The 23,142-nt window shown below is 31.3% G+C and carries 18 protein-coding genes; 7 read left to right on the top strand and 11 right to left on the bottom strand.

Going from position 1 to position 23,142, the window contains the following annotated elements; all coding sequences use genetic code 11:
• Positions 1 to 189: 189 nt before the first annotated feature.
• From A8C32_RS17725 to A8C32_RS17775, 11 genes are all read right to left on the bottom strand, one after another.
• Positions 190 to 1,521 carry a GntP family permease gene (locus tag A8C32_RS17725; RefSeq protein ID WP_069831721.1) on the bottom strand — a complete coding sequence of 444 codons (1,332 nt, stop codon included), beginning with the start codon at positions 1,519 to 1,521 and terminating at the stop codon, positions 190 to 192.
• A gap of 41 nt (positions 1,522 to 1,562) precedes the next feature.
• Positions 1,563 to 2,939 (bottom strand): sulfatase-like hydrolase/transferase, encoded by a 1,377-nt coding sequence (locus tag A8C32_RS17730; protein ID WP_069831722.1) that lies wholly within the window; start codon positions 2,937 to 2,939, stop codon positions 1,563 to 1,565.
• A gap of 149 nt (positions 2,940 to 3,088) precedes the next feature.
• Complete coding sequence (locus tag A8C32_RS17735) at positions 3,089 to 3,952, bottom strand: AraC family transcriptional regulator (protein ID WP_069831723.1); 864 nt, start codon at positions 3,950 to 3,952, stop codon at positions 3,089 to 3,091.
• Positions 3,953 to 4,612: 660 nt separating this feature from the next.
• Positions 4,613 to 6,307 carry a hypothetical protein gene (locus tag A8C32_RS17740; protein ID WP_069831724.1) on the bottom strand — a complete coding sequence of 565 codons (1,695 nt, stop codon included), beginning with the start codon at positions 6,305 to 6,307 and terminating at the stop codon, positions 4,613 to 4,615.
• 11 nt (positions 6,308 to 6,318) lie between these two features.
• A complete protein-coding gene (locus tag A8C32_RS17745; protein WP_069831725.1) occupies positions 6,319 to 8,103 on the bottom strand; it encodes a RagB/SusD family nutrient uptake outer membrane protein in 1,785 nt (594 codons plus the stop codon).
• 4 nt (positions 8,104 to 8,107) lie between these two features.
• Positions 8,108 to 11,257, bottom strand: coding sequence for a SusC/RagA family TonB-linked outer membrane protein (locus tag A8C32_RS17750; RefSeq protein WP_069831726.1), 3,150 nt, complete (start codon positions 11,255 to 11,257; stop codon positions 8,108 to 8,110).
• Positions 11,258 to 11,570: 313 nt separating this feature from the next.
• Positions 11,571 to 13,487, bottom strand: a complete 1,917-nt coding sequence (locus tag A8C32_RS17755; RefSeq protein WP_069831727.1) for a sulfatase-like hydrolase/transferase — start codon at positions 13,485 to 13,487, stop codon at positions 11,571 to 11,573.
• A 489-nt stretch (positions 13,488 to 13,976) separates the two neighbouring features.
• Positions 13,977 to 14,246 (bottom strand): hypothetical protein, encoded by a 270-nt coding sequence (locus A8C32_RS17760; RefSeq protein WP_069831728.1) that lies wholly within the window; start codon positions 14,244 to 14,246, stop codon positions 13,977 to 13,979.
• A 190-nt stretch (positions 14,247 to 14,436) separates the two neighbouring features.
• On the bottom strand, positions 14,437 to 14,754 hold the full coding sequence (locus A8C32_RS17765) for a rhodanese-like domain-containing protein (protein WP_069831729.1): 318 nt from the start codon (positions 14,752 to 14,754) through the stop codon (positions 14,437 to 14,439).
• Between the two features lie 109 nt (positions 14,755 to 14,863).
• Positions 14,864 to 15,484, bottom strand: a complete 621-nt coding sequence (locus A8C32_RS17770) for a thioredoxin family protein (RefSeq protein ID WP_069831730.1) — start codon at positions 15,482 to 15,484, stop codon at positions 14,864 to 14,866.
• 10 nt (positions 15,485 to 15,494) lie between these two features.
• On the bottom strand, positions 15,495 to 16,040 hold the full coding sequence (locus A8C32_RS17775; protein WP_069831731.1) for a TlpA disulfide reductase family protein: 546 nt from the start codon (positions 16,038 to 16,040) through the stop codon (positions 15,495 to 15,497).
• 289 nt (positions 16,041 to 16,329) lie between these two features.
• Between A8C32_RS17775 and A8C32_RS17780 the strand changes: the two genes are divergently transcribed.
• The 7 genes from A8C32_RS17780 to trpA all read left to right on the top strand — a co-directional run bounded on the left by A8C32_RS17780 (position 16,330) and on the right by trpA (position 23,141).
• Positions 16,330 to 17,733: an anthranilate synthase component I family protein gene (locus tag A8C32_RS17780; RefSeq protein ID WP_069831732.1), complete on the top strand. Its 1,404-nt coding sequence runs from the start codon at positions 16,330 to 16,332 to the stop codon at positions 17,731 to 17,733.
• A gap of 169 nt (positions 17,734 to 17,902) precedes the next feature.
• Positions 17,903 to 18,469: an anthranilate synthase component II gene (locus A8C32_RS17785; RefSeq protein ID WP_069831733.1), complete on the top strand. Its 567-nt coding sequence runs from the start codon at positions 17,903 to 17,905 to the stop codon at positions 18,467 to 18,469.
• Between the two features lie 61 nt (positions 18,470 to 18,530).
• Positions 18,531 to 19,523, top strand: coding sequence for an anthranilate phosphoribosyltransferase (gene trpD / locus A8C32_RS17790; RefSeq protein ID WP_069831734.1), 993 nt, complete (start codon positions 18,531 to 18,533; stop codon positions 19,521 to 19,523).
• A gap of 46 nt (positions 19,524 to 19,569) precedes the next feature.
• The gene (gene trpC / locus A8C32_RS17795; protein ID WP_069831735.1) at positions 19,570 to 20,355 is read left to right on the top strand and encodes an indole-3-glycerol phosphate synthase TrpC; all 786 of its coding nucleotides are present in this window, start codon (positions 19,570 to 19,572) and stop codon (positions 20,353 to 20,355) included.
• Positions 20,352 to 20,999, top strand: a complete 648-nt coding sequence (locus tag A8C32_RS17800; RefSeq protein WP_069831736.1) for a phosphoribosylanthranilate isomerase — start codon at positions 20,352 to 20,354, stop codon at positions 20,997 to 20,999. Before trpC ends, A8C32_RS17800 begins: the two co-directional genes overlap by 4 nt.
• A gap of 68 nt (positions 21,000 to 21,067) precedes the next feature.
• The gene (gene trpB / locus A8C32_RS17805; protein WP_069831737.1) at positions 21,068 to 22,252 is read left to right on the top strand and encodes a tryptophan synthase subunit beta; all 1,185 of its coding nucleotides are present in this window, start codon (positions 21,068 to 21,070) and stop codon (positions 22,250 to 22,252) included.
• Between the two features lie 124 nt (positions 22,253 to 22,376).
• Positions 22,377 to 23,141, top strand: coding sequence for a tryptophan synthase subunit alpha (gene trpA / locus A8C32_RS17810; RefSeq protein ID WP_069831738.1), 765 nt, complete (start codon positions 22,377 to 22,379; stop codon positions 23,139 to 23,141).
• The last annotated feature ends 1 nt before the right edge of the window (position 23,142 follow it).

Consider the following 23,142-nt stretch of genomic DNA (forward strand, 5'->3'; position numbering starts at 1 on the left):
GAAAACGAATAAAATTATGTTAATTTTTAGAATATAATTAAGCAAAATAAGAATAAAATTGCCGTTTTTAACTTAAAGAAATTACCCAAGTTATACATTATTTTACCTCGACAACACATATTTCTTAAATATGAAAGAAAAATATACATGAATCTACACTTTATATAGACTTAAAAAAAACGGAATGGTTTAAAACCCCAAAAGGTTTAACAGAAAAACCCCTAATAAACCAGAAACCCCCATAACAAGTGATTGTACTGTAAACGTTTTATAGAGTGTTCTAGGAGGTACTTCATGCAATCGATTTAATAGCCAAAAAAAACTTGAATTAGCATGAAATACACAAAATGAACCACAGCCAATTAAAGCAGCTACCATTTCTGGAGAAACTGGTAAACTACTAACCATAGGAGCTAACATAGAAGCACTCCCTACTAATGAAACTGTTATTGACCCTGTGGAAATTGTAAGAATTGAAGCTACTGCAAAAGGGAGTAAAATACCTAGAAACGGGAAATTAGCAAACACACTTACTATCTCATTTTGAATACCTGTTTCTTTAATTACATAACCTAATGCTCCCCCTGCTCCAGTTATCATAATAACCAATGCCGATTTTAAAATAGCTTGCTCAACCAAAGTATTTAACTTCGTTGATTTGTCAGTTTTTTTTAATTGGAATATAGCTATAAAAGCTCCTACCATTACAGCTATTAATGGTAATGTTAAGAAATTAAATATAGTAGTAAAAATGTTTGATGATTCTAGTTTTATAAATGACCCAGTAGCTATTAACATTATAGGAACTATTATTGGCAAAAGGTCAAATAAAACATTCCCTGAATTTGATTTACCTAAAGAGAGTTCATCAGTTTCTTTTAATGAATCTTTAAGTTTCTCATCATAATTGAGCCATGAGTTTTTTAAAAAGAATATCACCCAAAAAACACCTCCCATCATAGCAAAAACAGCTACAATTATATTAATAAGTAACATTCTTCCAATATCAAGATTTAATAATTCTGCTACTGCTAATGGTCCTGGAGTTGGAGGTATTAAAGTATGAGAAACCGTTAAACCTGCAGCTAAAGCCAATCCTATATATAATACTGGCTTTTTGCTTTTAACTGCTAAAGACTCTGTAACAGGTTGCAATAAAATATACGCAACATCAATAAAAACAGGAATAGACACTATATAGCCTGTTAGCCCCATAGCCCAAGGAAGCTTTTTTTTACCCACTCCCTTTACAATGCTATTAGATATACGAAAGGCTCCTCCTGTATCTTGCAAAACTTCACCTATAAAGGCTCCTATTATAATAATTATAGCAATACCTTTCAAGGTACCACTAAAACCTTTCAATACAACATCTACAGTTTCCTTTCCTCCAAAGCCAAATGACAAACCTAAAGCTATAGCTATTAGAATTAAAGCTATAAATGGATGTACTTTCCATTTAGATATTGCAAAAATTAAAAACAAAAGGAAGAATAATAAAATCGAAAGGCTTAGAAACATACTTAAAATATTATTTTCCTGTTTAGTTTTTAAAAAGATATTTATCTATATTTATCCATACGATCTATATCAAACTTCTCAAACTTCTTTTTAAGTTGCCACAAAGGTCGCTCTAAAGTTAATTCCCATTCAAAAATCTGCTTATACATTTCTTTAACTTTTTCTGGATATTTATTAGCCAAATTATTGTGTTCAGAAATGTCTTCTTCAATGTTGTAAAGTTCTGCAGGTCTATCTGGAAAACGAATTAATTTCCAATCTCCTTTTCTTAAAGCCGCACGTGCATCTTTCTTCCAATATAGTGATTCATGAGGTCTATTCTTATTAACACCACTAATATAAGGAAACAAATCTACTCCATCAATATTTTTTAAATCGCTAACTTTTCCTCCCCCTGCAACATATAGAGTTGGCAATAAATCAAGTGTAGAAATAGGGTAGTTATATTTACTGCTTTCTTTTATTTTATTTGGCCATTTCATTAAAAATGGCACTCTAATTCCTCCTTCTAAGTGATTAGATTTTGTGCCACTTAAAGGTTTATTTACTGATGCATTTTTATCTGTTGGCCCTCCATTATCATTTGTAAAAACAATAATAGTATTTTCATCCAACTTCAAGGCTTTTAATTTATCTAATATATTCCCACACGCACGGTCTAATGCCAATGTCATAGCAGCTACAGTTTTCCTTTTTCCTGTTAAATTAGGAAATTGTTTCAAATCTTTCTCATCTCCATCCATTGGTGTATGTACAGCATTAAAAGACATTACTATAAAGAATGGGTCGTTTTTATTTTTATCAATAAAAGATATAGCATTTTCTGCTAAAACATCTGTCAAGTATCCCTCATGTTCTTCAAAATTACCAAAACCACGCTCCATTTTATCTAAATGACTTGCAGGCAAATTCTCGTAAGGAAAGTAACTACGAGCTCCTCCTCGGAATCCATAAAACTCATCAAAACCTCTTTTTAATGGGTGAAATCTATCTGCCCCTCCTAAATGCCATTTGCCATAAAAAGCTGTCTTATAATCTAATTTTTTCATGTAATCAGCAATGGTTACTTCTTCTAATGGCACTCCCATATCATCTCCTGTTAAACCTGACTTACTCATATATCCTGGCACATTATTTTCTTCAAAACCAAACTTTTGTTGATATCTCCCAGTAATCAAACCAGCTCTTGAGGGACCACATGTTGGATCGGACACATAACCTTGAGTAAACATTACGCTTTCTTTTGCCAATTTATCCAAACGTGGCGTTTTCATGATTTTACTTCCTTGAAATCCAAAATCCGCATAACCTGCATCATCAGACACTATTAATATAATATTTGGTTTATTTTGTCCGTATATAGTAATACTCCATTGAAACACTATTGTGAATAAAATAAAATGTTTTATAACTCTCATAAATCTATTAATGGATTAAATAATCTATTATTCAAATTGATTGAAAGCAAATTTAAATAAATTACTATTTCTCTAGTAATAAAAGTTATCCTTTAATTACATTCTTTTACCCTTAATACTATAAAATAGATTTTTAATTTAATGAAATATTACAGTTTATACCTATAACTTTTTGGAGTACTACCTATAATTTGTTTAAACTGCTTGTTAAAATTAGGAATAGACTTATAACCAACCATGTAGCAAATTTCTGAAATTGGTAGGTTTTCTTGAACTAACATACGCGCTGCATTTCTAATACGTACTTCATTTAAAAATTCTGTAAAAGATTTATTTGTCATTTTTTTAAAAAATCGACAAAAAGAATTTGTTGTCATACAAGCTATATTTGCCACATCTCCCAAACTAATTTCACTTTTGTAATTGTCCGATATGTATTTAATCACAGTATCTAAACGATCAGGGTTTTCAGTTGAAAATTGACGCATATCTGTAGATGATAATATTTTTTTATCCTCCTCTTTACATAATGACAGCCTAAACAAAATACTAAGTAGACTTATTGATTGCTCTCCTTTAGATAAATCCAAAATTGCAATAAGTTCATCATGCATTTCCCTACTTATTTTTTTCCGAAAGGATACGCCAAATTTCGATTGCTCAAGTAGTTTATCTATTTCTGCAAATTCAGGATTCCCAAATGTACCTTCTCCCATGAAATTTTTAGTAAACTTCATAACTATAGTTTTCACCATTAAACTCCCATCCTTTTTATAATAGGATTCATCATTCCTCCAAAGATGAGGCAAATAAGGACCTACTAAAACCAATTCTCCTGGAAAAAAATGTGATACATTATCCCCAACAAATCTAATACCACTACTTTTTGAAATATACAAAAGCTCGTATTGAGAATGATAATGCCATGATGAATCTAAACAAGGAACTTCCTTTTTTAAGATGTTAACTCTTTTGTTTACAAAATTTTCGGTGTTCTTTAATACTAATTTCATAAAATACAGATATTGAGAGAATTAGAGAGATTTTGCAGAATGTGATTTCTACATAACATATAATATTTTCTGTCACTTTATTTAATATGAGGGCTAGCTAAACAGAATACGAAGATAGCAATTTTATAACATAATTTTAATTAATTTAACATTTTAACAACCAAAATCTTATTAAAAAGGCATTTTATTAACACGAAAACATATATAAACAACTGAAAAACAAAAAGATACAACAAAACTAACTTAAAAACCACTTATGGATAAAATGACTATGAAACTACATCTATTTACCCTCAATAACTAGTTATCTGTTAGAAAAATTTCATGAACAAAAACTATTTATACATATATTATATTAATCAAATCTATAAAACAGACTACTTAAAGAGAATACTTTTAATAAAAAAACTTATAATTCTATATCAATATAAGACAGCTTTAGTAAATAATTCTCGAAGCAAGAGTACCGAGGTATTATTAAAAAAGGTTCAACTGGTCAGTTTTATGTAATACTTAATATTTACCTTAGTTTTTTGACATACTGAGCTATTATATTCTCATTACTATGATATCCAAACTTATTAATGTAAAGTCCACCTAGAATAAAAAAAGCTGCAAACTTTAAAAGTTTGCAGCTTTTTTTACTAATAGAATATAGACCTAAGGTCTCATCTCATTAATAATTAATTTTAAATTATCAATATAAAATGTTTGGTATCCTGCTGGAACAGTTCCATTATCTCCATTTCGTATAACAAAATTTAAATTTCCTCCAACATTATCTGTAAATACTCTTTCTGTTTCTACTGTTACCCACTCACCTTTAGTAACACCTGTTAAATCTACAACTGTATTATCTGAATTTGCAAAAGCAACAAATACTCCATTAATTGTTGATGTTTCTTCAATAAATACATCAAAAGTAAAAGTATACGATCCTGCTGGAGCATTAGATGAACCTAGTATCGTATTTGTTAAACCAGGACCACCTGCAAGCGGAAATAAAGCATGAACCTTAACTGATGCTCCGCCATCACTTGATCTTTCTGTTGATCTAGAGTAAATATAAGTATTATCAGGGTTTTGTCTTCCACCAAAAGTTCTGTGTCCAAAAAGCAAGGCTATTATTGGATTAGAACTAGCTGTCTCAAAACTTGGATTTGAAGCACTTTGAAGGAAATTTTTCCTTAAAGGATCTACAATAACATTATCAAATGTATTAAGCTCTCTTGTATCTATAGAAGTTATTGTTGTCCCATTATATGAAAGTGTAACTGTATCTGTGTTATATATAGGTTCTTCTAAAATTAACTCTACAACTGTCGCATCTTTTCTACTCACTTTTGCAGATACTACTGCTAAATTAGCATTAAAACCAGTATTCGTAACATTAACTATAAATTCATCTTCAGCACCAACAAAAGGTTCAAGTTCACCATTTATACTAAAATTAATAATATTTGTTCCTAAAACAGGGCTATCATCTGTAGCTACAGCATTTCCTGAAATAATAAGAGGTTGTGTAGAAGGAATTACTTTAATTAAAAGAGGTATAGTTTTTGTTTGTTCTGCAGCACGCAAAGAACCAGCTTGTCTATCTCTAGTAGTAGTAATATCAACAGTATAATCACCTAACCTGTTAAAAGACACAATTTCCACATCATTAGCACTTGTAGCAGGATTTCCTCCTTCAAAATTCCAAACTCTACCTGTTGGCTGACCAACAGTTGATAAGTCTGTAAAGGTTAAACTAGTACCTGCTTCAATAGTTATTGTTTCGAAACTAGAAGAATTAGCTTTATCTGGGTTTTGACTAGCCGTCAATTTACCTAACTCAACACTTCCATCTGCATTAGAAATAGAAGCCTCAGCGTTTAAATCTTCAAAAACATTATAAGTAAATATGTTTTCTAAAACCCATAAATCACCTTCTTGAACAGCATCCTTACCCAAGAAATTTACTGGTGAATTAAAACTCTGCTTTAATGTTATTTCTTTAACACCAGGAGTTGTAAATAATGCGTGAATAGTTTGAGCTGAATTAGCTCTTCCTAAATTTTTATCTATAAAAGGTGCTAGATTTAAACTATCTTCTCTTTTAAATTCTGAATCAAGATAAAAAACACCTTCATCAATAGTCCATGTTCTAGAAACTAATCCTTGTGAAACATCAGAAATTGAACTAAAATCATTAATTGCAATAGGAATTTCATTTGTTATTGAAGTTTCATTCAGTTCATTAATACTAGGCGTAAATAATTGTGGCTTTGAAAAATCTGATATTTTTTCAAAATCATCCTTTTCACAACTTAATATTGTGAATAAGGCTAATAAAATTAAACTATATTTTTTCATAATCCTTTTTTTTAAATACCGTTATTGTTCAACACTTCATCTGCAGGAATAGGAAGATACCCATTATTTCTATTAAAATTAGCAGAAGAACCTTCAAACTCTTTAAATAATATATCAAGATTCCCTGGAGGATTCGCTGAGTCATATAACTTTATAGTACCATTAGCTCTACTCGTCTGTCCTCCTCTAGCTAAATCAGCATTAGGAGCCTCATATTGTATAGGCTGATATGTTCTACTAGCTAAATCATTAAATCTAGTTTGTGCTACATTCCATCTTCTTAAATCAATTGTTCTAATTGCATGGCCTTCCGCAGAAAGCTCCAAAGGTTTCTCTATAAACATTAAATGTTGCATTAATGTTGTTTGATCATAAGCTATTCCATCAAAACTAGCTGAAGGATTACCAGTTCCTAACTTTATAAGCCCCCAACGACTACGAACTATATTTAACATACTTAAAGCATCATCAACTTTATTTTGACGAATATAACATTCAGCTAAATTAATATATGCTTCAGACAATCGATTTACAATAACATTTTTCCCTGATTTATTACGGTCTTTTGAAGGCGTTAACGTCTCATTTGTTGCAATATCATGATTAGAATATTTCTTAAACATAGATATTACAAAATTTCCATTTCCTCCCCCTAAGTTACCTGCTTGCAAAGTGTTTGGGCTTAGATAAAGTGGTGTATCTAAATCATCATTTAAAGCTACCATTGCCGAAGCTCGCATTGAAACACGTCTTGTAACTAAAGAACCATTCCCTCCAGTAATCGTATTCCTTGAATCAGTAGGGTCTAATTCTTCATTAAGATATTCTAGAATTAACCATGATGCAGGTAAAAATCTCTGTTGCCCTCCAAAAGCAAAAGGAACACTTCTAGCAGCAAGTCTATTATGTAAACTGTTTTCATCAAAAGCATTATCACCAAGGTTAATTTCAGTTGTATAAGGAATTTCAAATATAGATTCACTATTAAATTCACCATCAGTTGTAAACATTTTACTCATATCTGTCTCCAACAAGTACCCAAAATCATTAATTATTTCCTCGTAAAGTGTTGCCGCATTAGCAATAGCTCCATCCGTACCCTCATACAAATAACTATTAGCCAAAATCATAGTAGCCGTACCTTTAGTTATTCGTCCTCTTTCAGTAATCTCTGAAGGAGAAGGTAAATATACTAGCGCTTCTTCTAAATCTTTTCTAAAAAAAGCTCTAACTTCTTCTGAAGGTGAAACATCTACATTACGTTTACTAAGATCGTCTTCGTAACCATCTCTAATTATTACATTTCCATTATTAAAAGTAGAATGTAAATAAAAGTGATACAAACCTCTAAAAAACTTAGCTTCAGCTGCCTGCTTATTCCACTCATCAATTTCTTCATCTGTAATCAATGAAGATTTTATCTTATCTAAACCGAATAAAGCTTGATTAGCAAAGAAAATTCCACGGTATAAAGCAGCCCATTTTCTCGTAATTTCTCTAGTACTAGAATTAAATTCATTTCTGTACCAAATTAATCTATCCAATGGGTTATTTCCCCCATTACTTCTATTCCCTACTGAACCTTGATCTGATCTTAAAGCCTCTTCTTCAATACTCAATAAATAATGATTATATAATGTATTGTAGACTCCGTTTACAAGCTTATTTGTATCCTCTAATGACTGAATAGCATCTGGAAACACTGGCGAGTTTGGGTTTGGTTCTTCTAAATATTCTTCACATGAGAATACGAGTATACTACAAAAAATTGTAAATATTAATTTTATTTTTTTCATTTTCTTAGAAATTTAATCTTAAACCTAAATTATAACTAGCAGTAATTGGAAGTACACCACTATCTAATCCTTTTCTTTGAATATTATTTCCTCCAACTTCCGGATCTAATCCAGTATAATCTGTAATAGTTAGTACGTTTTGACCATTAGCATAAAAATTAATTCTACTAAACCCTAACTTTTCTGAAACGTCTTTAGGTAGTGTATAAGCAACAACTACATTACGTAATCTAACAAAGGATCCATCCTCTATAAATAAATCTGTATCTGGTCTAAAATTATTATGTAATGGAGTACGCCCTCTATAAGTCGGTATATTTGTATCCTCATTAACCCCAGGTATAAATTGATAAATAAGATCTTTAGATCGTCTATCATTAATCGCATTAGCCCTAGTTGCATTGTAAACTTCATTTCCTACTGACGCAAACCAATTAGTAGCAAAATAAAAGTTTTTATAAGTAGCACTAAGGTTTAAGCCTACTTCAAAATCTGGTAAGCCACTACCTTTATACACTCGATCTCCTTCATTACGTATTACTCCATCTCCATCTGTATCAACATATTTTAAATCACCAACTTCTGCATTAGTTCCAAATTGAGCATTATATGCATTTACCTCTGTTTCTGTTTTTAATAAACCATCTGTTGGGAATAATAAAAACGATCCTGCTTCTCTACCAACTTTTAATCCATTAGCTATTGAAACACCGTCTCCAAACACTGGGAAAATATTATTAAATAATAATTGATCTACGTTTCCGTCAATATTTTTAACCTCATTTTTATTAGTAGTAAAAGTTCCTAGAATATTCCATCTTACGTTACCTGTCTTTGGACGGTATCTAATTGAAGTTTCAAAACCTTGATTTGTTAAATCACCAATATTAAACGTTGTATTACGTTGTCCTGCCTGAATATCACCAGGAGGCACTGCACCAAAACTAGAATTAATAGGCACTCCTACTAACAAATCTTTTTTCTCACTATTATAATAATCAGCAGTTACAACCAATTTGTTTTTCCAAAAACTTAGGTCTAATCCAATATTTCTTTGAGTAGTTACCTCCCACTTTAAATCTGGATTAGCAAATCGAGATTGCCCCACTCCTGGATTTAAAATACTTGAATTATCTTCTTGGTTTTGAAATGCAACATCAAAACCTGTTATAACTACACTTTTAAAAGAGTTAGTAGCGAATCTATCATTTCCAGTCGTACCAATACTAGCTCTTAATTTCAAACTACTTATTAAAGGTTTTATGTTTTCCCAGAACTTTTCTTCTGATACATTCCATCCTAATGAAGCAGAAGGGAAAAATGCAAATCTATTATCTGTTGAGAATTGGTTAGATCCATCTAATCTACCACTAACACTTAACAAGTATTTACCATCATAATCATAAAGAACTCTACCTATGGTACCTATTCTTTTCGTTCTAAAATCTGGAGATATAATAGGAGTTCCTCTATTTAATAATCCATTTGAAGTTGCATTAGCATCAACTGCACCTAATGATAAATTTCTTGGATTATTAAAAGTTAAACCTTGAACAAAAGCACCAATAGAAGTGAAATTATCTTCTTCAATAGACGCTAAAGCTAAACCCGTAAAATTATGCTTACCGAATTGCTGATTATAGTTAATACTACCATTCCAGTTAATAAGTATTCTTCTGCTTCTAGATTCATAAACAAAATTATCAAACTCACTACGTGTAGGGTTTCCTTCTTGATCAAAAACCTGAAAAGCTGGTTGTACCTGTTTTTCAAATTCATTAGTAACTACTCCACTAATCAATGTTTTTAATTCCAAATGATCGTTAATTTTATACCCTATATTCGAACTTGCTTCAAATCTATATCTACCTAATTCACGTGTTCTTGTTAACGCTCCAAGTATCCCATTTAAGTTAGATAAACGTTCATTATCTCCACTATCATCTATAATGTTATTAGAATTCTCATCAACTTTATCTAAATAAGGAAAAGCCCTTTGACTTAGTAATAATAAATTAAAGTTAGGTCTTTCCCTATCATCAATAGTGAATCCAAAACCGTTATTAATAGTCCATTTATTTTTTGATACTTGAACATTAGATCTTAAGTTATAACGTTGCAATCTAGAATTAAGTACACTTCCTTCTTGATCAAAATATCCTAATACAAAACTATAATTTGAATCTTTTGTTCCTCCTGTAATACTAAGATTATATCTTGAAATAGTAGCAAAATTGTTTTGAACTAAATCCCTAGCATCATTATCATTTAATAAACTAAATCTATCAAAACGAGCTGGAGAAAGGGCTGTTCCTCTACTTTGGTCATTCGAATCAAAAAATATTTGTTCTTCGGTATTCATTAAAGGGGTTTCTCTAGTTATTCTTTGGATACCGCTATTAATGTTTAAATCAATTTTTGTATTACCTTCTTGACCTCTTTTTGTTGTAATTAAAATAACTCCACCTGCAGCCCTAGTACCATAAATAGAAGCAGAAGCTGCATCTTTTAAAATATCTATCGTTTCAATTTCATTAGGATTTAAACCTGGATCTCCTGCTTGTGGCACACCATCTACAACAAATAACGGACTATTAGATCCAGTTAGAGATGATATACCTCTAATTAAGATTCCGGACCCTTCCCCTGGCTCTCCTCCATTAGCTGTTACACTTACCCCAGCTACTTGACCTTGTAGTGCACTACTAATATCACCAGTGATTACATTCTCTATTTCTGAAGCTTTTACTTGAGCAACTGCACCTATTATTTCTTTCTTTTTAACAGCACCGAAACCAATTACAACAACAGTATCTAATTCGTCAATATCTTCTCGTAAAACGACATTTAGCTGAGCTCCCTCTATTTTCACTTTTTGAGAAATCATACCTAAATAAGTAAACATTAGAATATCTCCAACGTTAGCCTCAATAGAATATGCACCATCAAAATCTGAAATAGCACCAGTTTGTTTACCATTTTTTTCTAAAAGAATAGAAACTCCAGGAATAGGCAAGCTATTTTCTCCTGTAACAATTCCTCTTACGATTAACTTATCGGTTTGTGCAGATAAGCCACAATGCAAAGCTAAAAACATAATGAGCATGTATTTACCCAAAATAGTTTTAGTAATTAATCCATTTTTAAATTTCATTTGTTTAAATTTAATTAACTTAGTTTATTATCATCAATAATATCAAAATATATTTACAAAGACAAAAACTGTACTTAGAAAGACAAATTTTCAACTTTAAATACATAAAACATTAATGCTAATTGGTAAAAATAATGGTTATTAGGAAAAAGAAAACACTGATATTTACCCTTAACATATCAAAAATTACCTATGCAAATAAAGCAATATTTAATTAATCTTGATGTTGTAATTCATTAAATAAATACAATAGATAACCAAAAAAGCCATATAAATTTCTTTATATGGCTTTTTTAATTTATTTAGTTTTTAATTATAATTTAATAATCTTCTCAAATGCAGAATTACCATCTGCTTTAACTCTTAATATATACATCCCATGAGGCAAACCAGAAGCATCTATTCTTGGCTTATCTGCATTAGTACCAATTACTTTTTTAACAGACTTGCCATCCATTGTTAATATTTCTAGTTCCAATTTATTAATTGGCTCGTTAAAATTTAAATTAAAATAATTAGAAGAAGGATTTGGAGAAACACTAAATTCAGAACTAAAAGCATCTTCAACACCCAAAGCTAATTCTGAGCTACCAAACAATCTATCATATCCGGGTAATGCTTCAGTATCAAACCAATGAACTCTATGAGGGTGCCCACCATTACGTTCATTATCAAACCAAGCTGGCTTCTGATCTTTAAATTCCTTAACCCATTCTACAGCTTTTTCTAATATATTATCTATAATTTCTTGAGCATTTGGCAAGACTCCAGCAAGGTTATTAGCTTCTTCTATATCATTTGTCAAATCAAATAAATTCCAATCACCACCATCTCCTTTTTTAACAATTTTATATTTTCCACAATTTATAGAAGCGTTATGAAAACCGTTTTGAGGTCTCATTACATATATACAATCATCTACTCTAGCATCTTCTCCTGCTATTATTTTATCCATCACGCTTTTACCATCTATAATCTTACCAGCAGGAATTGTACCTCCAGCCAAATCAACAAAAGTTGGATATAAATCTAAAGCACTTAAAAGGTGGCTATATGTTTGCCCTCCTGAAATTTTATTGGGCCAGTGAAAAAACATAGGTACACGATGTCCTCCTTCATTTACACTACCTTTCCATTGTGCTAATGGATGATTTACAGCACCCGAAGTGAATACCTTACCTCCATTATCGCTTAAAAATACAATTAACGTATTATTAAATACATTAATATCTTTTTTAAGTTCATCTACAACTCTACCAATATTAGTATCCATATTAGTTACCATCGTAGCATAATTTATACGTGCCTCAACTATCTCCTCTATTTTTGCAGGTTGATCAGCAACAGGTAATTTAGTAACAGGTGTAGAGTTTGTTACATAAGTACTATTTCTTACTAAATCTTCAAAATCAGGATTATCTATTTTAAATTGAGCTATTTCTGCATCTGGAGCCTGTAATGGTGTATGAGGTGCATTATAAGCTAAATACATAAAAAACGGATTAGGATCAGCAGTGTATTCACTTATATACTTAATAGCCTCATCTGTAAGAACATCTGTTAAATAATCCTCATTAGGAGCATTACTAAACTCTGCTCTATCTACATAGCTTCTATCTCTTTGTAACGGATCTTGATATTCATTAATTACAGGATTAGTACCACCTTGCCTTCTATAAAAAGAATCCTCATATCTCTCTTCAAAGTAATTTTTCCCACCACCTAGGAAACCAAAAAAATCATCAAAACCTCTATCAAGAGGCTGGTAACTATCTTCTTTAAAACCTAAATGCCATTTTCCTACCGCTGCTGTATTATAGTTGTTATCCTGAAGTACTTTAGAAAAAAACACCTCTGATGTTGGAATACCTAACTCTGAAGTTATATCATTAGGTAAATTATACTGCGCACCAATTCTATGAGGGTAGATACCTGTTAGTAATGCAGCTCTACTTGGTCCACAAAATGGATGAACAACATGACCATCAGTACAGATTATTCCGTTTGTTGCCAACGCATCCAAATTGGGTGTTGGTATTACCCCTTTATCTGCAGGAAAACCAGAACCTCTATTAAATCCCACATCAGCATACCCTAAATCATCTGCCAAAATTAAAATTATATTGGGTTTTGTTCCTTGGGTTTGCGCTACCCCTCCTATTGTAACTCCTAAACAAGCCAAGGTTAACAATCGCATTTTAAGACTTTTAAATGTATTTTTTCTTTTCATCTATTTATTATTAACAATTTATTTAATATTTTACTAAGTATCTATGTTAGACAATATCTTTTTTACAAACCCTTACCTAAAGATTACCTTAATTAACCTTATTTTTTACAAAAACATGCCAAATTCTAAGTATTTAACATTTATTTCACTAAATAAGTTAAGCTTCTCATTCTAACAAATTAAAGAGCAATCATAAAAAAAACACTAAAACAATAATTAAATATAATTTAATTCGTACAATTTATTTTTATACAAATATAACATTAACTCTAACTTAAATAATTCAAAACTTACCCATAGATTATTTGTTTTTATCCTAAAAAATAGAAAACATCGACCAAGTGATGTTTTCTTTAACATAACGAAAGAAAAAACCTACTATTTAAATTTTAAAAAAATCGTTGGAAACCCATAAGAATTAAAAATTAAGTATAAAAAAACCCATATAAATTAAATTTACATGGGTTTTTTTATACTTAATTACAAAGCTTAACTAACTTCTAACTTATCTTTCATTTTTTTCAATAAAACTAGCTCTCTTTGTATTTCTTCTTTTCTTTTATTAAACTTCATAAGTTTTTTATCACGTATTTTTTGATTTTCATCACGTCGCTTTAACCTTTCCTCCTTTTTCTTCAATTCTTTATTCATCTTACTTGTTTGCCTTGCTTTTTCCATAGCAACCGAAAAATAAGAATATCCATACATGCTTAAAAATAATAATGCAATTATTCCCAATATCAAATAACCATTTTCCATATCTTTTTCTAAATAAGTGATCAACAAAAACTAAAGCGCTTAATTATTTAATAATCAAAACGTTTTCACTTAAATATAAAAAAAATCATCTTTTTATTAAAAATAAAAAGATGAAGTGCATAAAAAACAGATGAACGTACTAAAATTCGACAAAAAATACATTTACCATTTGATTACCAACAATATAAGCTTAATCAAGATCAACTAATTCACCTTCCCACTCTAAAATACCTCCTTCTAAATTATAAGCATTTTCGAAACCTAATTCTTCCATAATATTACAAGCTTGTCCGCTTCTATTTCCAGAACGACAATACACATAATAACTCTTACTTTTATCTAACTCTTCTATCTCATTTATAAAATCTTGACCTTTGTATATATCAATATGAATTGCATTTTTAATAACCCCTTCAGCAACTTCAGCATCAGTTCTTACATCTAATACAATCGCATTATCATCTTTAGCTAATTGAGATACCCATTCTTCTTGTGTTAAATCTTCCATTAATTATAAATATTTATATATCAGACAAATTTAACACATCTTATCAAATTATAGACAAAAAAATCCGAAGTATCACACCCCAGATTTTATCCATTACAATAACAACTCGCTATACCTTAATAGAACACCCAATAGCCTTAGTCTCCTTTTGCTTCACTTCTCTTCCTACGAGCAAAGCATCTACAGCATGCTCTACATATTTAGTTTTTACAGCAGAAGCGTCTTTATAATTATCGTCAATTGCTCCAATATACTTAACTACATTCCCTTTGTTTGTTTTCTTAAGAATATATACATGCGGTGTTTTAGTAGCTCCAAATTTAGGATATACATTTTGACCTTCGTCCATTAAGTATGGAAAATCAAAACCTTTATCTTCTGCCCTTTTCTTCATCGCCTGCATATTATCTCCAGGTTTCACATTAATGTTATTAGGCATAATTGCAATTACAGGATATCCCTTTGATGCATATTTTTTATTTAATGCTATAATTCTATCCTCATACATAACAGCATACGGACATGTATTACAAGTAAACACCACAATAAAGCCTTTAGCATCTTTATACCCTGCTAAAGACACCATTTTTCCATCTACGTTTTTAAGTGTAAAATCCTCAGCTACATCTCCTATTTTATAACCTTTTCCTAACAACGTATCCGTCTCTACAAACGAACTTACAAAAAACACAATGAGTGCTCCTAAAACTAATTGAATTGATTTTTTCATTTTTTCTATATTAATTAATAAAACGCATTACTTCCAACTCTAATTCTTCATACGTAAATGATCGTTCAAAGAATTTCTTATTATCATTCCTATATATAATAGTAGCTGGAATAGATCCAGACCATTTATCATCCACTTTAGGTATCCAAGTATTCATATCAACATCATCCAAAGCGATTACTTTCGATATCAATTTTCTTTCCTTAATAAATGGCTTCAATTTAGAATCGTATAAATGAGGAAAATCTAAACTCACCAAAATAACCTCCACATTTTTATCATTATATAATTCATTTAATTTTTCAAAATAAGGCAACTCTTTAACACAAGGCGCACACCAAGTTGCCCAAAAATTAATAACATACACCTTATCATCTTTTAAGTTTAAAAATTTTTCGAACGCTTTAAAATTGTAAACTTCTAATTTAACATTACTGGAATTAACAATAAGATTCAATTTTTTATTCTCATCTTCTTTAATTTCAACAGTTTCCTGATCAACATGCTTACAACTTGCAATTATCAATATTGCAATAAATAACGCTTTTAATTTCATACCGCTAAATTTAATCAATAATCGAATAGATATATTATAGTTTAACAAACTTTTACACAAAAAATGCTTTAAACTTTTTGTATAATTATATTTTCATCTTTATATTTGAACACATAATTAAAGAAATGAAATTAAATTTAAATAATACTTGGTGGTGGTGCTTTTCAAACTTAACTTTTGTGAAGTAGAAACCTAGTATATTTAAAACTCAAATATCATAAGGCTTGTCATTCACGACAAGCCTTTTTTTTAATAAAAAATTGAAATACTGAAAATAAATTCAGCATAAATGAAAACATATAATTTATTTACCCATTACAAAAGAATTTTAACTGATACCATTACCCCAGTAACGGTATACTATAAAATACGCGATAAATATCCCAACAGTATTCTTTTAGAAAGTGGCGATTATCATAGAAATCACAAGAATTTCTCGTACATCTGCTTTAACCCAATCGCATCCATTAAAGTAGAAAACGAAACAATTTCTCAAACTTTTCCAGATGGGAGTTCAACTAATATAGAAATCACTGGAGATGTTAATGTAGCAGCAGAAATTAATAAATTCACAAAACGATTTGACGTCACTTCCGAAGAAAACTTCAAATTTATAAACAACGGTATTTTTGGCTATACCGCATACGATGCCGTACGCTATTTTGAAGATGTAGAAATCACCAAAAAAGAAGATTCCCTTACCATTCCAGATGCATATTATGCTGTTTATCAAAACATCATAGCCATCAATCATTTTAAAAATGAAGCCTATATTTTTGCGCACTGTTACGATACAGAAAATAATATAGATGCTATAGATGAGCTTATAAACGTTCAAAATTTCTCATCATACAACTTTAATTCAAAAGGAGAGATAACATCAAACCTTACCGATAACGAGTTTAAAGAACACGTAGAATTAGCAAAAAAACACTGCGCTCGCGGAGACGTTTTTCAACTCGTACTCTCAAAAAGTTTTGCACAAGAATTTACAGGAGACGATTTTAATGTATACAGAGCCTTAAGAAGTATAAACCCATCACCATACTTGTTCTATTTCGATTATGGCGATTTCAAAATTTTTGGAAGCTCACCAGAAGCCCAACTTATTGTAACCGATGGATTAGCAGAAATCCACCCCATAGCCGGAACATTTAAACGCACAGGAGACGAAGAAAAAGATGAAGCATTGGCCGAAGCCCTAAAATTAGACGACAAAGAAAATGCCGAACACGTCATGCTAGTCGATTTAGCACGAAACGATTTAAGCAGACACGGCAGTCAAGTAAACGTAGAAACCTATCGCGAAGTCCAGTTTTTCTCACACGTTATTCACCTAGTAAGTAAAGTAACTGGGCAAAAACACGAAGACACATCTACCATGCAAGTTGTAGCAGATACATTCCCCGCAGGAACATTAAGTGGCGCACCAAAACACAGAGCCATGCAACTTATAGAACAATACGAAAAAACAAGTCGCTCATTTTACGGCGGAGCTATTGGGTTTATGGATTTCAATGGTAATTTTAACCATGCCATCATGATTAGAACCTTTTTAAGTAAAGACCATAAATTAAATTGGCAAGCCGGAGCCGGGTTAGTCTCAAAATCTAATCCAGATAGCGAATTACAAGAAGTATATAACAAATTAGGCGCATTAACCAAAGCTATTAAATTAGCCGAAGACATATAAAATAAGGGCGTTACCACAAGGGTCGGGCTTTCGCAAGTCGCTCTCTGCGAGGAGCTCCAACAATTGCTCAATCCCTAACGCAACGCCATCAGCAGTTTTTAAGAAACCGTTGATACAACTAATAAAAAACAAGTCCAGAAAACACTCGTGAATTCGTGGCAAAATAAAAATGAAAAAAATATTAGTTATAGACAATTACGACAGTTTTACATACAATCTAGTACATTACTTAGAAGACCTAAACTGTGATGTCACCGTAGTAAGAAACGATAAACTAACACTAGAAGACGTTCAACCCTTCGATAAAATAGTATTATCCCCAGGACCAGGAATTCCAGACGAAGCAGGTCTACTAAAACCTATCATAAAAAAATACGCACCAACAAAAAGTATTTTAGGCGTGTGTTTAGGGCAACAAGCCATAGGAGAGGTATTTGGAGGCTCACTAGTAAATTTAGACGAAGTATACCACGGCGTAGCTACCAAAGTAGAAATATGCGTTGATGACGAAACGCTATTTACTGGCTTAGATAAAAATATCGAAGTAGGGCGCTACCACTCATGGGTAGTAAACGCAAATCTTCCAGAAAGTTTAGAAGCCACATCTTTAGATGAAAACGGACAAATCATGTCATTAAGACATAAAGAATACGATGTAAAAGGCGTACAATACCACCCAGAATCTGTATTGACACCACACGGAAAACAAATTTTAGAAAATTGGATTAATAATTAATACCATTAACCCAAACACAAGTCAAACTAAATACATTCCTCCTAAAAAAGGAATAAAAAGCATGAAAGACGTACTAAACAGACTAATAAATCACGAAACCCTCTCAAGCGAGGAGGCAAAACAGGTTATATTTAACATATCCAATGACATATATAACCCTAGTCAAATAACATGCTTCCTATCTGTTTTTATGATGCGAAGTATTACAGTAAAAGAATTAAAAGGATTTAGAGATGCTCTTTTAGAACTTTGTATACCTATAGACTTGAGCAATTTTAACGCTATAGACATTGTTGGTACAGGAGGTGATGGCAAAAACACATTCAATATCTCTACCTTATCATCCTTTATAACCGCAGGCGCAGGAGTTAATGTTTCCAAGCATGGTAATTATGGCGTATCATCAACTTCTGGCTCTTCAAATGTTATGGAACATTTAGGTGTAAAATTCTCCAATAATCAAGATTTTTTAAAACGCTGTTTAGACAATGCTGGAATATGTATATTACATGCTCCATTATTTCATCCAGCTATGAAAAACGTGGCACCTATAAGAAAAGAACTAGGTATAAAAACCTTTTTTAATATATTAGGACCTTTGGTTAACCCTTCATTTCCAAAAAATCAACTGTTAGGTGTTTTTAGTTTAGAACTTTTACGCCTGTATAGTTTTTTATATCAAAACACAGATAAGAACTATAATATTGTTTATGCTTTAGATGGTTACGATGAAATTTCATTAACAGGAAAAGCAAAAATTATTTCTAATCATTCAGAAAAACTTTTTTCTCCAGAAGACTTAGGAGTAACTAAAATTAAGCAAGAGTCTATTTTTGGAGGAAACACCATTAAAGATGCAGCAAAAATATTTGTAGACATTATTAGCGGTAAAGGCACAGAAGCTCAAAACAATGTTGTTTGCGCTAATGCAGGTTTAGCCATTGCTACAACAAAACAAATAAACCACAAACAAGGATTCGAAATAGCAAAAGAATCTTTACTATCAGGAAAAGCAAAAACCAGTTTAGATAAATTAATTGAATTAAGTAAATAGAATTACTAGTTACAACATTCCATTAATAGTGATTATTGAAATAAAAATGAACATACTAGATAAAATAGTAATAGATAAAAGAAAAGAAGTTACACTTCGTAAAAACCTCATTCCTATAAAACAATTAGAACAATCTGTTTTATTCGAAAGAGAAACCGTTTCATTAGCAAATAATTTAAGAAACAGTAAATCTGGAATTATAGCAGAACACAAACGTAGGTCACCCTCAAAATCTGTTATCAATAACACATTAAACGTCCAAGATGTAGCAAGCGGTTACGAAAATGCAGGCGTATGCGGCATGTCTGTACTAACCGATGGAAAATACTTTGGAGGCTCGTTAGACGATTTATTAACAGCCAGAGCAAGTTGTAACCTACCTTTATTACGTAAAGAGTTTATTATAGATCAATATCAGCTTTTAGAAGCTAAAGCCTACGGAGCAGACGTTATCTTATTAATAGCAGCTATTCTAACCAAAGCAGAGATAAAACAATTTTCGGAATTTGCAAAAAATCTAAAATTAGATGTTTTATTAGAAGTACATAACGAAGAAGAATTGCATAAATCTATTATGCCAAGTTTAGATATGTTAGGCGTTAATAATAGAAACTTAAAAACCTTCGATGTTAGCTTAGAAACCAGCAAAACATTAAGTCAACTTATCCCAGACGATTTTGTAAAAGTATCAGAAAGCGGCATTAGCAACATAGAAGCCATAAAAGAACTACAACCCTACGGATATCAAGGTTTTTTAATAGGTGAAAACTTTATGAAAACAGATAACCCAGGACAAAGCGCTACCCAATTCATTAAAAATTTAGAACCATGAAACTCAAGGTTTGCGGTATGAAATATCAAGATAACATGGCTCAGGTTGCAGCATTGCAACCAGACTATCTTGGCTTTATTTTTTATAAAAAATCATCCAGACATTTTGATACAATTATTCCCAAAATACCAGAAACTATAAAAAAGACAGGCGTTTTTGTAAATGAAGACTTAAATACTGTTTTAGAAAAAATAAATACGCATCATTTACAAGCTGTTCAATTACATGGAGAAGAAACTCCAGAATATTGCAAAGATTTACACAAAGCATATCAATCTGAGCACAACCAAAAGCTAGAAATTATAAAAGTATTTTCAATAAAAGACGAATTTAATTTTGAGGTTTTAAAACCTTATGAAAATGTGTGCGATTATTACTTATTTGACACAAAAGGAATGCTACCAGGAGGAAACGGTTACACCTTCGACTGGAATGTACTAAACAAGTACCCTTCAACCAAACCCTTCTTTTTAAGTGGCGGCATAGGTATTAACCAAATAGAAGATATAAAAAAATTTCAGCAAAGCAAAGCTTCAAAATACTGTTATGCTTTAGATGTAAATAGTAAGTTTGAAATTGAACCAGGATTAAAAAATATAGACGAATTACAAAAGTTTAAAGAAACTTTGTCATTCCGTATTTAATACGGAATCCATTATAAATTATAACTAAAATAAAACAGATTCCTGCCTTTGCAGGAATGACAAAAAACATGGAAAATTATAACGTAAACGAAAAAGGCTACTACGGCGAATTTGGAGGAGCTTATATTCCAGAAATGCTTTATCCAAACGTAGAAGAGTTACGCCAAAACTATTTAAAAATTATGGCAGAACCAGGCTTTCAAAAAGAGTTTAACCAATTATTAAAAGATTATGTAGGTCGCCCTTCTCCCCTTTATTTTGCTAAGCGTCTTTCAGAAAAATATAATACCAAAATCTATTTAAAACGCGAAGATTTAAATCATACAGGCGCACATAAAATAAACAATACCATAGGACAAATACTTATGGCTAAACGTTTAGGTAAACACCGCATTATTGCCGAAACAGGTGCAGGACAACACGGTGTTGCCACAGCAACTGTTTGTGCTTTAATGGGGCTTGAATGTATTGTTTATATGGGTGAAATAGACATTACAAGGCAAGCACCAAACGTAGCCAGAATGAAAATGTTAGGAGCCAAAGTTGTTCCAGCATTATCTGGTAGTAGAACATTAAAAGACGCCACTAACGAAGCTATTAGAGATTGGATTAACAATCCCGTAAATACACACTATATTATAGGTTCTGCCATAGGGCCTCATCCTTATCCAGATATGGTAACCAAATTTCAATCCGTAATATCTGCAGAAATAAAATGGCAATTAAAAGAACATGAAGGACGAGAAAATCCAGATTACGTTGTTGCTTGTATAGGCGGTGGCAGTAATGCTGCTGGTACTTATTACCACTATTTACATGAAGAAGAAGTAGGTATTATTGCAGTAGAAGCTGCTGGTTTAGGTGTAAATTCTGGAGAAAGCGCAGCAACATCTGTTCTTGGAAAAGAAGGTGTTATTCACGGGTGTAAAACACTATTAATGCAAACTCAAGACGGGCAAATAACAGAACCTTATTCTATTTCTGCAGGTTTAGATTATCCTGGAGTTGGTCCTATGCATGCACATTTATGTAAAACAGGGCGCGCAGAATTCATTTCAATAAAAGATGATGAAGCTATGACTGCTGGTTTAGACCTTTGTAAATTAGAAGGTATTATTCCAGCTATAGAAAGTTCTCATGCTCTTGCCATTTTCGAACAAAGAGCCTTTAAACCAGAAGACGTTGTTGTAGTAAGTTTATCTGGTCGTGGCGATAAAGATTTGCAAAATTATATTGAATATTTCAAAATTTAATTCCATTTTTTTCATTTCCGCGAAAGCGAAAAATAGAATTATGAATAAAAAGAAATCTTTTTCGAAATATACTTAACAATAAAAAATTCTCTCTTTAGAGGGGATGAAAAATTTATTTTTCAAAATGAACAGAATACATCAAAAATTACAAGAAAATAAAAAGTTACTTTCCATATACTTCACAGCAGGCTATCCTACTATTAACGACACCGTTTCAATTATTCAAGATTTAGAAAAAAACGGAGTAGATATGATAGAAATAGGCTTACCTTTTAGTGATCCATTAGCAGATGGTCCAACTATACAAGCCAGCTCAACACAAGCCTTAAAAAATGGTATGACTACAGAGGTACTTTTTGACCAACTTAAAGACATTAGAAAATCTGTAAACATCCCTTTAATTATTATGGGATATTTTAACCCTATGTTACAATATGGTGTTGAAGCTTTTTGTAAAAAATGCCAAGAAATAGGTATAGATGGATTAATAATACCTGATTTACCTGTAGATGAATATCATGATGAGTATAAAGCTATTTTTGACAAATATGGCCTTATAAACGTTTTCTTAATAACACCTCAAACCTCTGTAGAACGTATTAATTTTATAGATTCTATATCTAACGGATTTATTTATATGGTTAGTAGTGCCAGTGTAACAGGAAGTCAGTCTGGTTTTGGCGATGAGCAAACCAACTACTTTAAACGTATTGCCGACATGAACCTTAAAAATCCGCAAGTAATTGGTTTTGGTATTTCAGATAATAAAACATTTACGCAAGCTACAAATTATGCTAAAGGTGCTATTATTGGTAGTGCTTTTATTAAGCATGTAACTAATGAGGGGATAAATACTATTAATACATTTGTAAAATCTATTTTAGAATAAG

Origin of the sequence: Flavivirga aquatica (assembly GCF_001747085.1) — a bacterium.
In the GTDB taxonomy this organism is placed as follows: Bacteria; Bacteroidota; Bacteroidia; order Flavobacteriales; family Flavobacteriaceae; genus Algibacter_C; species Algibacter_C aquatica.